Source organism: Rhodococcus sp. 320_ES, assembly GCF_059691855.1.
In genome coordinates, this window is record NZ_JCAWAG010000005.1 from 25,973 (window position 1) to 37,857 (window position 11,885).

The 11,885-nt window shown below is 65.7% G+C and carries 18 protein-coding genes; 7 read left to right on the forward strand and 11 right to left on the reverse strand.

Annotation, left to right across the window (positions count from 1 at the left end):
* Positions 1-25 precede the first annotated feature (25 nt).
* From pgfA to AC59JP_RS17725, 3 genes are all read left to right on the forward strand, one after another.
* Complete coding sequence (gene pgfA, locus AC59JP_RS17715) at positions 26-1,087, forward strand: cell envelope lipid trafficking protein PgfA (protein WP_497327133.1); 1,062 nt, start codon at positions 26-28, stop codon at positions 1,085-1,087.
* A gap of 115 nt (positions 1,088-1,202) precedes the next feature.
* Entirely contained in the window at positions 1,203-2,369 is a 1,167-nt protein-coding gene (locus AC59JP_RS17720; RefSeq protein ID WP_497327134.1) for an acyl-CoA dehydrogenase family protein, read from the forward strand.
* A gap of 7 nt (positions 2,370-2,376) precedes the next feature.
* Positions 2,377-3,183, forward strand: coding sequence for an HpcH/HpaI aldolase/citrate lyase family protein (locus AC59JP_RS17725; protein ID WP_497327135.1), 807 nt, complete (start codon positions 2,377-2,379; stop codon positions 3,181-3,183).
* Here AC59JP_RS17725 and AC59JP_RS17730 read toward each other — a convergent pair.
* The gene (locus tag AC59JP_RS17730) at positions 3,164-3,808 is read right to left on the reverse strand and encodes a 3-oxoacid CoA-transferase subunit B (RefSeq protein WP_497327136.1); all 645 of its coding nucleotides are present in this window, start codon (positions 3,806-3,808) and stop codon (positions 3,164-3,166) included. The genes AC59JP_RS17725 and AC59JP_RS17730 overlap by 20 nt on opposite strands.
* Positions 3,805-4,554, reverse strand: a complete 750-nt coding sequence (locus AC59JP_RS17735) for a CoA transferase subunit A (RefSeq protein WP_497327641.1) — start codon at positions 4,552-4,554, stop codon at positions 3,805-3,807. Before AC59JP_RS17735 ends, AC59JP_RS17730 begins: the two co-directional genes overlap by 4 nt.
* Positions 4,555-4,698: 144 nt before the next feature.
* Here AC59JP_RS17735 and AC59JP_RS17740 point away from each other — a divergent pair, with 144 nt between their 5' ends.
* Positions 4,699-5,478, forward strand: a complete 780-nt coding sequence (locus AC59JP_RS17740) for an IclR family transcriptional regulator (RefSeq protein ID WP_497327642.1) — start codon at positions 4,699-4,701, stop codon at positions 5,476-5,478.
* 13 nt (positions 5,479-5,491) lie between these two features.
* Here the strand turns inward: AC59JP_RS17740 and AC59JP_RS17745 are convergent, their stop codons facing one another.
* Complete coding sequence (locus AC59JP_RS17745) at positions 5,492-6,352, reverse strand: patatin-like phospholipase family protein (protein WP_497327137.1); 861 nt, start codon at positions 6,350-6,352, stop codon at positions 5,492-5,494.
* 34 nt (positions 6,353-6,386) lie between these two features.
* On the opposite strand from AC59JP_RS17745, the gene AC59JP_RS17750 reads away from it, so the two are divergent.
* Positions 6,387-6,998, forward strand: coding sequence for a GyrI-like domain-containing protein (locus AC59JP_RS17750; protein WP_497327138.1), 612 nt, complete (start codon positions 6,387-6,389; stop codon positions 6,996-6,998).
* On the opposite strand, the gene AC59JP_RS17755 is transcribed toward AC59JP_RS17750, so the two are convergent.
* The 5 genes from AC59JP_RS17755 to AC59JP_RS17775 form a co-directional block, all read right to left on the reverse strand.
* Positions 6,985-7,095: an SDR family oxidoreductase gene (locus tag AC59JP_RS17755; RefSeq protein ID WP_497327139.1), complete on the reverse strand. Its 111-nt coding sequence runs from the start codon at positions 7,093-7,095 to the stop codon at positions 6,985-6,987. The two genes, AC59JP_RS17750 and AC59JP_RS17755, sit on opposite strands and share 14 nt — an antisense overlap.
* On the reverse strand, positions 7,065-7,724 hold the full coding sequence (locus AC59JP_RS17760; RefSeq protein ID WP_497327140.1) for an SDR family NAD(P)-dependent oxidoreductase: 660 nt from the start codon (positions 7,722-7,724) through the stop codon (positions 7,065-7,067). Before AC59JP_RS17760 ends, AC59JP_RS17755 begins: the two co-directional genes overlap by 31 nt.
* A 12-nt stretch (positions 7,725-7,736) precedes the next feature.
* Positions 7,737-8,129, reverse strand: coding sequence for a VOC family protein (locus tag AC59JP_RS17765; RefSeq protein WP_497327141.1), 393 nt, complete (start codon positions 8,127-8,129; stop codon positions 7,737-7,739).
* Positions 8,130-8,175: 46 nt separating this feature from the next.
* On the reverse strand, positions 8,176-8,460 hold the full coding sequence (locus AC59JP_RS17770; protein ID WP_497327142.1) for a Dabb family protein: 285 nt from the start codon (positions 8,458-8,460) through the stop codon (positions 8,176-8,178).
* 77 nt (positions 8,461-8,537) lie between these two features.
* Positions 8,538-8,672, reverse strand: a complete 135-nt coding sequence (locus tag AC59JP_RS17775; protein WP_497327143.1) for a hypothetical protein — start codon at positions 8,670-8,672, stop codon at positions 8,538-8,540.
* 94 nt (positions 8,673-8,766) lie between these two features.
* Here AC59JP_RS17775 and AC59JP_RS17780 point away from each other — a divergent pair, with 94 nt between their 5' ends.
* On the forward strand, positions 8,767-9,285 hold the full coding sequence (locus AC59JP_RS17780; RefSeq protein ID WP_497327144.1) for a hypothetical protein: 519 nt from the start codon (positions 8,767-8,769) through the stop codon (positions 9,283-9,285).
* On the opposite strand, the gene AC59JP_RS17785 is transcribed toward AC59JP_RS17780, so the two are convergent.
* From AC59JP_RS17785 to AC59JP_RS17795, 3 genes are read right to left on the reverse strand one after another with little or no spacing between them, the layout of a single operon-like run.
* Entirely contained in the window at positions 9,286-9,834 is a 549-nt protein-coding gene (locus AC59JP_RS17785; RefSeq protein WP_497327145.1) for a YceI family protein, read from the reverse strand.
* A 21-nt stretch (positions 9,835-9,855) separates the two neighbouring features.
* A complete protein-coding gene (locus AC59JP_RS17790; RefSeq protein ID WP_497327146.1) occupies positions 9,856-10,398 on the reverse strand; it encodes a copper resistance CopC family protein in 543 nt (180 codons plus the stop codon).
* A gap of 32 nt (positions 10,399-10,430) precedes the next feature.
* Positions 10,431-11,006: a GNAT family N-acetyltransferase gene (locus AC59JP_RS17795; protein ID WP_497327147.1), complete on the reverse strand. Its 576-nt coding sequence runs from the start codon at positions 11,004-11,006 to the stop codon at positions 10,431-10,433.
* Positions 11,007-11,061: 55 nt separating this feature from the next.
* Here AC59JP_RS17795 and AC59JP_RS17800 point away from each other — a divergent pair, with 55 nt between their 5' ends.
* Positions 11,062-11,877: a siderophore-interacting protein gene (locus AC59JP_RS17800; RefSeq protein WP_497327148.1), complete on the forward strand. Its 816-nt coding sequence runs from the start codon at positions 11,062-11,064 to the stop codon at positions 11,875-11,877.
* Positions 11,878-11,885 lie beyond the last annotated feature (8 nt).

Here is an 11,885-nt window from a genome sequence, read left to right on the forward strand (position 1 = left end):
CGAGAGGCTGTCAGGATCGTCTCTCATGAGGCAAAGGTCCCGTATGCGTGTCGTGTCGTCCCTGCTCGTCGCACTCGGGTGCTTCCTGTTGGTGATCGCCGTGGCGCTTCCCACCTACGTCTACGACCGGCTCGCGAAGACGCCTCTCGACATCGAAGCCACGACCGTCGCGACGACGGCGCCCGGTGCCGGCGGCGAGGTGCTCGACTCGTCGTCCATCACCAGGCCCGGCCCGCTGTCCGTCGCTCGTGACGTCCCGCTGATCCTCCAGCGCTACATCACGGTCGAGGAACCGTCCGACAGCGAGCGGGTGACCTTCCAATCGGGCGCGACGGTGCGGCGAGGAGACCGCCCCGGTGACGCCGGGCTGCTCACCGCGTCGGTGGATCGCGTCACCAGCGATCGACACACCGGCGTTCCGGTCGAGCCTGCGGGGACGTTGCAGACGACCCTCGACGCACCGGCCATCCCGTTGCCGCGCACCGGCCTTCAGCAGCGATTCCCCTTCGGCACGCAGAAGCAGACCTACACCGTCTACGACGCGACATCCTGGACCAGCTTTCCGGCGGATTTCGTCGAGGAGATGACGCTCGACGGACTCGACATCTACCACTTCCGTACTGTCGTCGAGAATTTCAATCTGTCGACCACCACCAAGTCCCCGATCAACTCGGTGACTCTGCCCGCGTCGAAGTGGGGGGTCGGGGACGGCGAGGAACCGATCACCATGAAGCGGTACTACTCGAACGTCCGCGACATCTACGTGGAACCGCTGAGCGGCAGCCTCGTGTCGGGGCAGGAGACGCCGTACCAGTACTTCGCCCGGGACCCGAAGGTTCCCGAGGTCTCGATCTTCAAGGCGTCGCTCAGCCTCGACGACGCGGGTCGGGCCGAACAGGTCGCGCGCGCGAAAGACAGCGCGAACAAGTTGACCTGGCTGACGTCCCGAGGCCCTGTGCTGGCGTCGGTGGTCGGCGGGTTGTCCCTGGTGGCCGGTCTGGTGCTGGCGGTGGTCAGCGCTCGGTCACGCTCGCGTGACGACGACTCTCCTGTGACACCGGCCGAGAGGACGCAGCCCGTGGCGTGACCCGCAGTGGACAGCTCGGTTAATGACGGTTTACTATGTTTTCAGTTATTGACCCTTAACCGAACTGTCCAGATCGGGGTTGCTCCATGTTCTTCCGCACGCTCGAGAACGCACGATGACCGGCGTCATGTCGTCGGCGAATCTGCCCGACGAATACCAGCAGCTCATCAAGTCGGTCGCGGACTTCACGCAGTCCGTCGTCGCGCCGGTGTCGGCGAAGCACGATGCGGAGCACTCGTTCCCGTACGAGGTCGTCGCCGCGATGGGCGAGATGGGTCTCTTCGGCCTGCCGTTCCCCGAGGAGTACGGCGGCATGGGCGGCGACTACTTCGCCCTGTGTCTCGCGCTCGAAGAACTGGCCAAGGTCGACCAGAGCGTCGCCATGACCCTGGAGGCCGGGGTATCGCTGGGCGCCATGCCGATTCATCGATTCGGCAACGAGGAGCAGAAGCGGGAGTGGCTGCCCAAGCTGACCAGTGGTGAGTCGCTCGCCGCATTCGGTCTCACCGAGCCGGGTGCAGGTTCCGACGCCGGCGGCACCAAGACCACCGCCAAGGTCGACGGCGGCGACTGGATCATCAACGGCAGCAAGCAATTCATCACCAACTCGGGAACCGACATCAGCCGCCTCGTGACGGTGACGGCGGTGACCGGAGTAGACGAAGCTTCGGGTCGCAAGCAGATCTCGTCCATCCTCGTCCCCACGGACACAACGGGATTCGAGGCGGGCCCGGCCTACGACAAGGTCGGCTGGAACGCCTCCGACACCCACCCGCTCAGCTTCACCGACGTGCGCGTGCCGCGGGAGAACCTCCTGGGCGAGGAAGGTCGCGGGTACGCGAACTTCCTCCACATCCTCGACGAGGGCCGCATCGCCATCGCCGCGGTGGGAGTCGGTGTGGCGCAGGGCTGCGTCGACGAGAGCGTGAAGTACGCCAAGGATCGGACGGCGTTCGGAGCGCCCATCGCCACCAATCAGGCGATCTCGTTCAAGATCGCCCGGATGGAAGCGCGTGCGCATGCTGCCCGCGCCACCTACTACGACGCGGCCGCACTGATGTTGTCGGGCAAGCCGTTCAAGAAGGCAGCGTCCATCGCCAAACTGGTTGCGTCCGAAGCGGCCATGGACAACGCGCGTGACGCGACCCAGATCCACGGCGGCTACGGCTTCATGAACGAGTACGTCGTCGCCCGGCACTACCGGGACAGTAAAATCCTCGAAATCGGGGAGGGCACCACCGAGGTGCAACTCATGCTGATCGCCCGAGGATTGGGGATGTGAGCGAGTGATGACGTGGACACCGCCGGGTCCGGCATGGATGTTCTGTCCCGCCGACCGACCCGAGCGGTACGCGAAGGCGGCAGCGCGCGCGGACGTCGTCATTCTCGACCTCGAGGACGCGGTGGCGCCCGCCGACAAGGGCGCCGCGCGTGAAGCGTTGGTGTCGACGCCACTGGATCCCGAGCGAACCGTGGTGCGCGTCAACGCGTTCGGGACCGACGATCACTCACGTGACATGGAAGCGGTGGAGCGCACCGAGTATCGGACGCTCATGCTCGCGAAGGCGGTGAGCGCCGACCACCTTGCCGAGCTCGCGCCGCGCGGAGTCGTCGCGCTGATCGAGTCCGCGCTCGGAGCGGTGAACGTGATGTCCACTCTGTCGGCGGACAACGCGGTCGGAGCGATGTGGGGCGCGGAGGACCTGGTTGCCTCGCTCGGCGGGAACGCCAGCCGGTTCTCCGGCGGTGCCTATCGCGACGTGGCCCGACACGTCAGGTCGCAGGTCCTCCTCGCCGCAAAGGCACGTAGTCTTCTGGCACTCGATTCGGTGTACGTCGACATCGGCGATCTCGACGGCCTCCGATCCGAAACCGAGGACGCCGTTGCCGTCGGATTCGACGGCAAGGTGGCCATTCACCCGAGCCAGGTGCCGGTCATTCGTGAGTCCTACGAACCTGCGGAGAGCGAAATCGCCTGGGCCGAAGAACTTCTCGCGGCGGTGGCCTCCAACCGCGGAGTCTTCACGTTCCAGGGCCGAATGGTGGACGAGCCTGTATTGCTACAGGCTCGTCGCATCATCGCTCGGCGTAGGTGAGTTCGGCTCCGGTTGCGTCGACGACCTCGTCGATGGTGACTCCCGGCGCCAACTCGACCACGTCGAGTGTGCCGTCGCCCGCCACGTCGATGACGGCGAGGTTGGTGATGATGCGGTCCACGACGCCCTGACCTGTCAACGGCAGGGTGCACGCATCGAGGATTTTCGGGTTACCGTCGCGGTCCGTGTGCTCCATGATCACGATGACGCGCCCGGCGCCGTGCACGAGGTCCATGGCCCCGCCCATGCCTTTGACCATCTTGCCGGGAACCATCCAGTTGGCGAGGTCACCGGTGCGCGAGACCTGCATGCCGCCGAGCACCGCAGTGTCGATGTGTCCGCCGCGAATCATCCCGAACGACAGGGACGAATCGAAGAACGCGGCACCAGGGTTGACGGTGACCGTCTCCTTGCCGGCGTTGATGAGGTCCGGGTCGATCTTGTCTTCGGTCGGGTAGGGGCCCGTCCCGAGAATGCCGTTCTCCGAGTGCAGGGTGACCTTGATGTCGGGCGGCAGGAATCCGGGAATCAGTGTGGGAAGCCCGATCCCGAGGTTCACGTACTCGCCGTCGACCATCTCGGCGGCGGCGCGTGCCGCCATCTCGTCGCGTGACCATCCGGTCATCGTGCAGTTCCTTTCGTGATCGTCCGCTTCTCGATGCGCTTGTTCTGAGGGCCGGTGTGCACGATGCGCTGCACGAACACGCCGGGCAGATGAACCGAGGCGGGGTCGATGTCGCCGGGCTCGACGAGGTTCTCGACCTGAGCGATGGTGATGCGGCCCGCCATCGCGGCCAGCGGGTTGAAGTTCATGGCGGTCTTGTCGAACACGAGGTTTCCCTCGGTGTCGCCGGTGAGAGCGTGCACCAAGGCGAAGTCGGCGGTGATCGCCTCTTCGAGCACGTACCGCTTGGACCCGAACACCCGGGTTTCCTTCGGAGGGGAGGCGACGGCGATGCCGCCGTCCGGGTCGTAGCGCCACGGCATACCGCCGTCGGCGATCGGGCTGCCGACGCCTGCGGGAGTGAAGAACGCGGGAACGCCGGTGCCGCCCGCGCGAAGGCGCTCGGCCAAGGTGCCCTGCGGGGTCAGTTCGACTTCGAGCTCACCGGCCAGGTACTGGCGGGCGAACTCCTTGTTCTCACCGACGTAGGATGCGGTGACACGCCGAATACGGTGTGCGGACAACAAGATTCCGAGTCCGTGATCGTCGACGCCGCAGTTGTTGGAGAACACCTCGAGGTCGGTGGCGTCGCCGTGGGCGATCGCATCGATCAGGACGTCGGGAATTCCGCACAGTCCGAATCCGCCCACGGCAAGGCTTGCTCCTGTTCCGATATCCGCCACCGCGTCGGCAGCAGAGGAATGCACTTCAGTGGACACGCCAGCCCTCCTGTTCATTCAGTAAACGCTGCTGACAAGTGAACCGTGCTGCGCTTATCCAGTCCGCGAAACGCGTGAACTGATCGGGAGGTGGACGATCACGGCCGCAGCGTCCACTGAGTGAACGCTAGGATGTGTGCCATGACCGTGGAGGCGTCGACTGTCGTCGGGAGGGTCAGCGCTGTGCTGCGGGCGGTGGGGTCCGCCGAACCCGCTGGTTCGTCGACGACCGAACTGGCGCGCGCGACGGGACTGGCCCGGCCCACGGCGCATCGCCTGCTGTCGGCGCTGGCCGGCGAAGGGCTCGTCGACCGTGATCGCGCATCCGGGCGGTGGTTTCTCGGTCCCGAGGTCTACCTGCTCGGGACCATGGCAGCGCAGCGCTACGACGTCACCGATCAGGCGCGTGACGTGGTGCGGTTCCTTGCGGCCGAAACCGGCGAGAGTGCGTTTCTGTCGGCTCGGCGCGCCGACGAGACCGTGTGCCTACTCCGCGAGGACGGCAGCTTTCCGTTGCGGTCGCACGTACTGCACGAGGGAATTCGCTTCCCGCTCGGCGTCGCCTCGGCAGGTTTGGCGATATTGGCTCACATGCCCGACCGAGAACTCGATGCCTACCTGGGTTCCGTCGACCTGGTGACCTCGTGGGGGACTGCCCACTCGGAAACTGCTGTCCGCGAACGTATTGGGATCACCCGAGAACAGGGTTTCGCCGTGAATCCGGGCCTGCTGGTGGAGGGCAGCTGGGGGATGGGTGCGGCGGTCTTCGACCGGGCCGGTCGTCCGACGTGGGCGTTGAGCCTCACCGGCGTGGAGACGCGCTTTCGGCCGGATCGTCGGCCCGAGCTGGGACGCATGCTGCTCGAGCAGGCGCACGTACTGACGAAGAAGCTGGGGAATCGCCGCGGCTGAGGCTACGTTCGGGTCACGTGATGCCCAGGAACTCACCCAGTGCCTGTGCCTCCCGCGCGCCCTGCACCCGACCGGCGGCAACCGACGGCGCGCGCGTCGCGGGGTCGAGCGGATTCTCGCCGAATGCCGCCACGGACGCCTCGTCCGCGAACACCGAGTGCACAACCGACGAGGGCAGGTCGCCGATCTCCTCGAGGACCGTCCCGCCGAAAAGAAAGCTGCCCGGCGACTCCGACGGCACCAACACCACGATCTGCGAGAAACCCTGCGCCACTGGGCAATTGGTGCTGCTCGCCACTCCGCCGTCCATGTAGCGTCGCCCGTCGATCGTGACCGTCGGCCACACTCCCGGAACCGCGCAGCTGGCGGCGACGGCATCGACCAGATCGACGCCGCTGGAGCGGTCGAACACCACGAGGTCACCGGTCGCGACGTCGAGTGCGGTGATCCGGACGTCCCGATCCGGCCACTCGTGCGAGGGCAGGCGAGATGCGATGACTGCCCGCCGCACCTCCGCACTCACCGTCGGAGCTTCTGCGGCCATGGTGCCGATGGTGCGGAGCCGATCGGTCGGACTGGCGTCGGGGTCCGACAGTGCTGCAGTGAACGATTCGATCAACGCAGTCAGATCCATCGCGGGATCGATCTCGGTCGACGCGGGCGTCAGTTGCTGTGTCACCAGCTCGTCCAGCGTTGCCCCACTGGTGATCTGCGCGGCGACCGCCGATCCGGCCGACGTCCCTACGACGACGTCCGAGGCGAGCAAGGCGTCGGCGATCGCGGGGTATCGATCATGGACGCCGGCGAGGAACCCCAGCTCCCATGCGATCCCGGCGACGCCGCCTCCGGCAAGAACCAAAGCCAGTGAGCTCATGGTCGCGATGCTACGTGGAACGGTACGGTCGGCCATGGCCAAGGTGGATTTCAAGAAGGAGCTCGACTCCTACCGGGCGCGGCGAGACGTCCTTCGCATCGTCGAGGTGCCCGACGCCGACTATCTGATGATCGACGGAACCGGCGATCCCAACACGTCGCAATCGTTCGCCGACTCGATCGAAGCTCTGTATCCGCTCGCCTACGCGCTGAAGTTCGCCAGCAAGATCGATCTGGGTCGTGACTACGTGGTGCCACCGCTCGAGGGTCTGTGGTGGGCGGACGACATGAACGATTTCACTCCGTCGCGCAACAAGTCACGGTGGAAGTGGACGTTGATGATCATGTTTCCGAAGTGGATCCAGCAGCCCGTGTTCGACGGAGCCGTCGCGACGGCGTCGTCCAAGAACCCGCGGTGCGCCGACGTACGTCGGGAACGGCTGTCCGAGGGCCGCTGCGTCCAGACGCTGCACGTCGGCGCATTCGACGACGAGGCGCCGCTGCTGCGGCGGATACACGACGAGTTCGTCCCCGAGCACGGACTGTCGGTCACCGGCAAGCATCACGAAATTTATCTGAGCGATTTTCGGCGCACCGCTCCGGAGGCGAGACGAACCATCCTTCGCCAGCCAGTCACCGCGCCGTGAACCCGCCGTCGACGTTGTGGTGGCTCCCGGTCACGAACGCGGCGCGGTCGGAAAGCAGGAATGCAATCAGTTCGGCCACGTCGTTCGGTTGGCCCATCCGGCCCACCGGATGCGAGGCGTCGAGGAACGCCCGGCCCTTCTCGTCCACGTGCGAGATGATTGCGTGTCCACGTATCCGGGGCCGACCGAGTTGATGCGGACACCCTGCTTCGCGGTTTCCAGCGCTGCCGTTTTCGTCAGTCCGATGACGGCGTGCTTCGCCGCGACGTACGGCGCCTGTCCCTTCTGTCCAACGGTGCCCAGAATGGAGGAGACGTTCACGATGGCGCCGCCGCCCGACCCGATGACGGCGGGGATCTCCGAGCGCAGCGAATAGAAGACACCGTCCAGGTTCACGCTCATCACGCGGCGCCACACGTCCGATGGGTACTGTCCGACCGCGGCGTCGGGGCCGACGATGCCCGCGTTGTTCACCGCCAGGTGGAGCCCGCCCATGGTTCGCGTCACGGCGTCGACGGTGGACGCGACTGAATCCTCGTCGGCAACATCGACCTCGAAAGCCTGTGCGCCGTTACCGATTTCGTCGGCGACGGATCGGGCGGCAACGATATCTCGATCGAGAACTGCCACGCGCGCACCGCGATCGGCGAGGAGCCGGGCGGTGGCTGCGCCGATGCCGCGCCCCGCGCCGGTGATCAGCGCCGTCCTCCCGTCGAATTCGGTCATCGCCCGCCTCCGTCAGTAGTTGTCGCTGGTCCGCCAGGCCATCTCCTGCAGCGTCCAGCCGTTTCCGTCGGGGTCGCCGAAGCCCGCGTACCTGACGCCACCGCCGACGTCGTCGATCGGCCCGACATCGACACCTTTGTCGACGAGTTCGCTTCGGGCCGCCTCGATGTCGGACACCACCAGGTGCAGTCCGATCACCGACCCCGGGGCAGCGTCGTACGCCGGGAGCCCGGTGCCCATTCCGATGGAACAGGAGGATCCCGGCGGAGTCAGCTGCACCACGCGAAGGCCGTCCATCGGTCTGACGTCGACGTCTTCGACGAAGCCCAACTTGTCGACGTAGAACGCTTTTGCCCGATCGACGTCCGTGACCGGAATCGGGATCAGCTCGAGCTTCATCTGCACAGTGGGCTCCTCATATACAGTGGGCTCCTCATATACAGTGGGCCCCTCATAATTCGAACTGGACGCGTGCCACATCATCGCAGACGTCGACGATGCGCCGTCTGTGGACGTTGTGTTCGGGGTCGAGATCGTATGCGCGGTAGCTTTCGGCGTCCTGCCAATCGTTGGTGATCGCGAATGTCCAACCGCCGTCACGCAATCCGACGTCGAAGCCCGTGTGGTTGGCGATCAGTCCAGGTAGTTCGAGCGCTGCTATACCGGCCAGGGCTGCGTCGAGCTGTGCACGGTCGGCACCGTCCCGGAGGCGGCCCATGACGACGTTGCGAATCATGTTTCGGTTATACATCCTTCACGTCGATCGTCGGTTCGGCACGATGAAGTGGGGGCCGGGGTACCGACAAGAACCGATCAGTCGTCCGATTCCTCGTCGGCAGCGAGCTCGCGAGACGCCATACCGCCGCTCCCGTTGTGATCTACAGGGCCTGGCCGTCCGCCCTTGGGCTCGGGTGTCTCGGGGGATTGAGGCTCGGACTTCTCGGCCACGATGAACTCCTTCGTTCGTAGTAGTGATACAAACCTAGGTGTAACGAAAACAATCGTGACATCTCACTAACAGCTCCGACAGAAGGAACCCGCGATGCGCATGCTCACCCGCACAGCCGTAGCCGCTGCCGTATGCGCTCCGCTGTTCCTCGCCGCCCCGGCCGTGGCCTCCGCGGTAGGGCCGACCGACGTCAGCTTTGCCTTCACCTCCGACGGGTCGACGGTCACCAACACGATCACGAACAACTCGGGCACGCCATTGACCTGCTCGACATCGGTGGCGCAGGCTCCCGGCGGTGTGCTTCCGCCCGTCAAGGAACTCAGCACGGAGCAGCTGTACAAGTCGGGAACCGTGCTGCGGGGTGTGTCTACTCAGACGGTGACGGACATCCCGGACGGCTCCTACGTCGCGCTCGCGAGTTGCGCGCGTACGGAGGCCGACCCTGCGTTGTGGGTGTCGAGCTACCCCGGTGTGAGCGACATTCTGCGGCTGTACCCCTACCCGGCGTACGAGGTGCAGGAAGCGTCGCCCGTTCTCATCCTGCCCGCCGGCGGTCCGGTGCAGATCGTCACCGATTTCCTTCGGCAACTCGGCTCCGTCTTCGGCAGCTAGCTACTTCCAGTGCTCGGCCTCGAAGGTGACCGTGACCTCGTCGGCCACCTTCATCGACCCCAGCAGCTGTGAGTACGGCGTGATGCCGTAATCCGTTTGCTTGACGACGTTCTCGGAGCTCAGGTGCCACGATCGGCCTCGATCCTCCACGGTGACCTCGACGACCACGTTGCGCGTCTTGCCGTGGATTTCGAGGGATCCGTCCACCGTGTAACCGGAGTCCGACTCGGTCACCGTGTCGGAGCGGAACTTGATCTCGGGATACTTGGTCGCGTCGAATGTCTTGAGCGCGTTGGACTTCGCCACCATCTTCTCGGGGCCGATCAGTGGTGTGACACCGCCCTCGCCGCCCACCACTTCGATGGAGGGGACCTCGGCCGTCAGGGCCACCATGGTCGGTCGATGACCGTCCCACTCGACGGACGCGTGCCAACTGGCCACCTCGATCGTGAGGTTGTGGCCCAACTTCGACGCCCGCCCCGTCACTCCGGTTCTGATCGACAAAATACCGCCGCTGGAAGCGTCGAGGGCCCACGCAATCGAAGTCATGACTCGACTGTAGCCATCGGATCATCGACCCCTGTTGCGCATGAAGAAGCCTGCCTTCAATGCCGCAGCGGCGATGAGCACCGCAGTGAGAATCCAGAACACGACATCGATGCCTCCGCCTCCTCCGCTGGGCTCGGCAGGTGCCGACGACTGCGCGGCAGGTTCGGCGGTGCTCGTGGTCGGAGCCGAGACCGGAGCCGCGGCGGTGGTGAGTGTGAACAGCGTCGTGCCGGTGACGGGATGACCGTCGGCCGACGTCACTCGGTAGCCGATCGTGTACGCGCCCGCCGGCATCGCGTCGACGGTGGACACGACCGCATCGGCACCGTCGGTGGTCGTGTTCGGTTCGGCGTACTGCGCACCGTCCGGACCGACGATGCTGATCGTGGCGAACGACGTCGACAGAGCTTCGCTGAACGTGAGCCGAACGGACGTGGGTGCTACGTCCAGGACAGCGTCGGCAGTCGGGTCGGACGAGACGAGCCTGGTGTGCGCGGCGGCCGGTGTGGCCGTGAGCAGAAGCAGTGCACAGATCAGCCCGACCGCGGTCGCCACACGTCCCATACGGGCGATTTTCTCACGAACGGAAAGTGCGGTCAGCCGAGGCTGCGACGCATGATCAGTCGCGGCATCTTCGACGCCACCGCGTCCGTGGTGCCCACCACCTCGAAACCCGCGTTGGCGAACATCTTTCGGGTTCCGACGAACGCCATCGTCAGATCCATGCGGCCGTCGGGGTCGACCGGGTAGGACTCCACCGCAGGCGCGCCCCGGGATGCGGCGTAGTCGACCGCGCCTTCCAGCATCGCGGTCGTGACGCCTTTCCTGCGGTGCCCGCTCCGCACGACGACGCAGATGATGCTCCACACGTCGGTGTCGTCCACCGGTCTGATCAGGCGGCTGGCGACCAGTCGCGGGATGTCGCTCCGCGGTCCGATGCTGCACCAGCCGACGGGAACGCCGTCGAGATAGGTGACCACACCGGGCGGGTGCTCGCGCTCGGTGAGCTTGCGCATGGCATTCTCTCGGCTGCCCTCGCCGAGTGATTCGATGTCCTTGGCCTGGAGGCGGTGCGAGAGACACCAGCAGTGCGTCGTCCGGCGGCTGGGGTTGATCACGTCGGCGAAGTCGTCGAACCGGTCGGGTGTGACCGGATGGGTCTCCCAGGTCATGGCGGCACTGTACCGACCTATTTGTCCAGTGTCATCGATAGGTTAGCCTAAGCTCATGAGCGAGCGAGGTTTGTACCGGGCCGAAGTGTTGTCGTCCGAGCGTACGGGCCCCAGCTTCGTCCGAATCAGGTTCGGCGGCAACGACCTACGTGACTATGTCCCTCACGGATCTCCCGACGAGTCGGTCGCCGTCTACTTTCCCGGCACCGATGACGGCCGCAACTACACGGTGCGGCGGATCGAACCGGACGGGACCCTCGTCGTCGATTTCGTGGTCCACGACGGCGGCGTGGCGGCCTCGTGGGCACTGTCTGCATCGGTCGGCGACACGGTGCTTTTCGCGATGCCACGCGGGTGGTACCGAGTGCCCGACGGCGCCGACTGGCAATTGCTGGTCGCTGATCTCGCGGGATTGCCGGCTCTCGCGCGCATCGTGGAAGAGCTGCCGAAAGATGCTCGCGCGCACGTGATCGCCGAGGTACGCGACCGGCGCGACATCCTCGAATTCGACACCGCGGGGGCCGTGACCGTCGACTGGCACGTGGGCACCGGAAACGGTGACGGCCCCGGCGCCCTCGTGGATGCGGTGCGCGAGTGGCCCTTTCCCGACGGCAACGGATACGTGTGGTTCGCCGGGGAGGCCGCCGACTCGCGGGCCGTGCGCAAGTTCGTCCGCCGCGAACGCGGTATGGACGCCGATCGATTCGACATCATCGGCTACTGGCGGGTGCGGGCGGAGCAATGGCTGGAGAGGTACGAGAAAGTCGAGGCCGTGGTCGCAGCCGCCTACACCGACGCTCTCGCGCGGGGCCGCTCGGAGAAGGAGGCAGCCGAGGCTTACGACGAGATGTTGGAGAAGGTAGGACTGTGAACCGAACT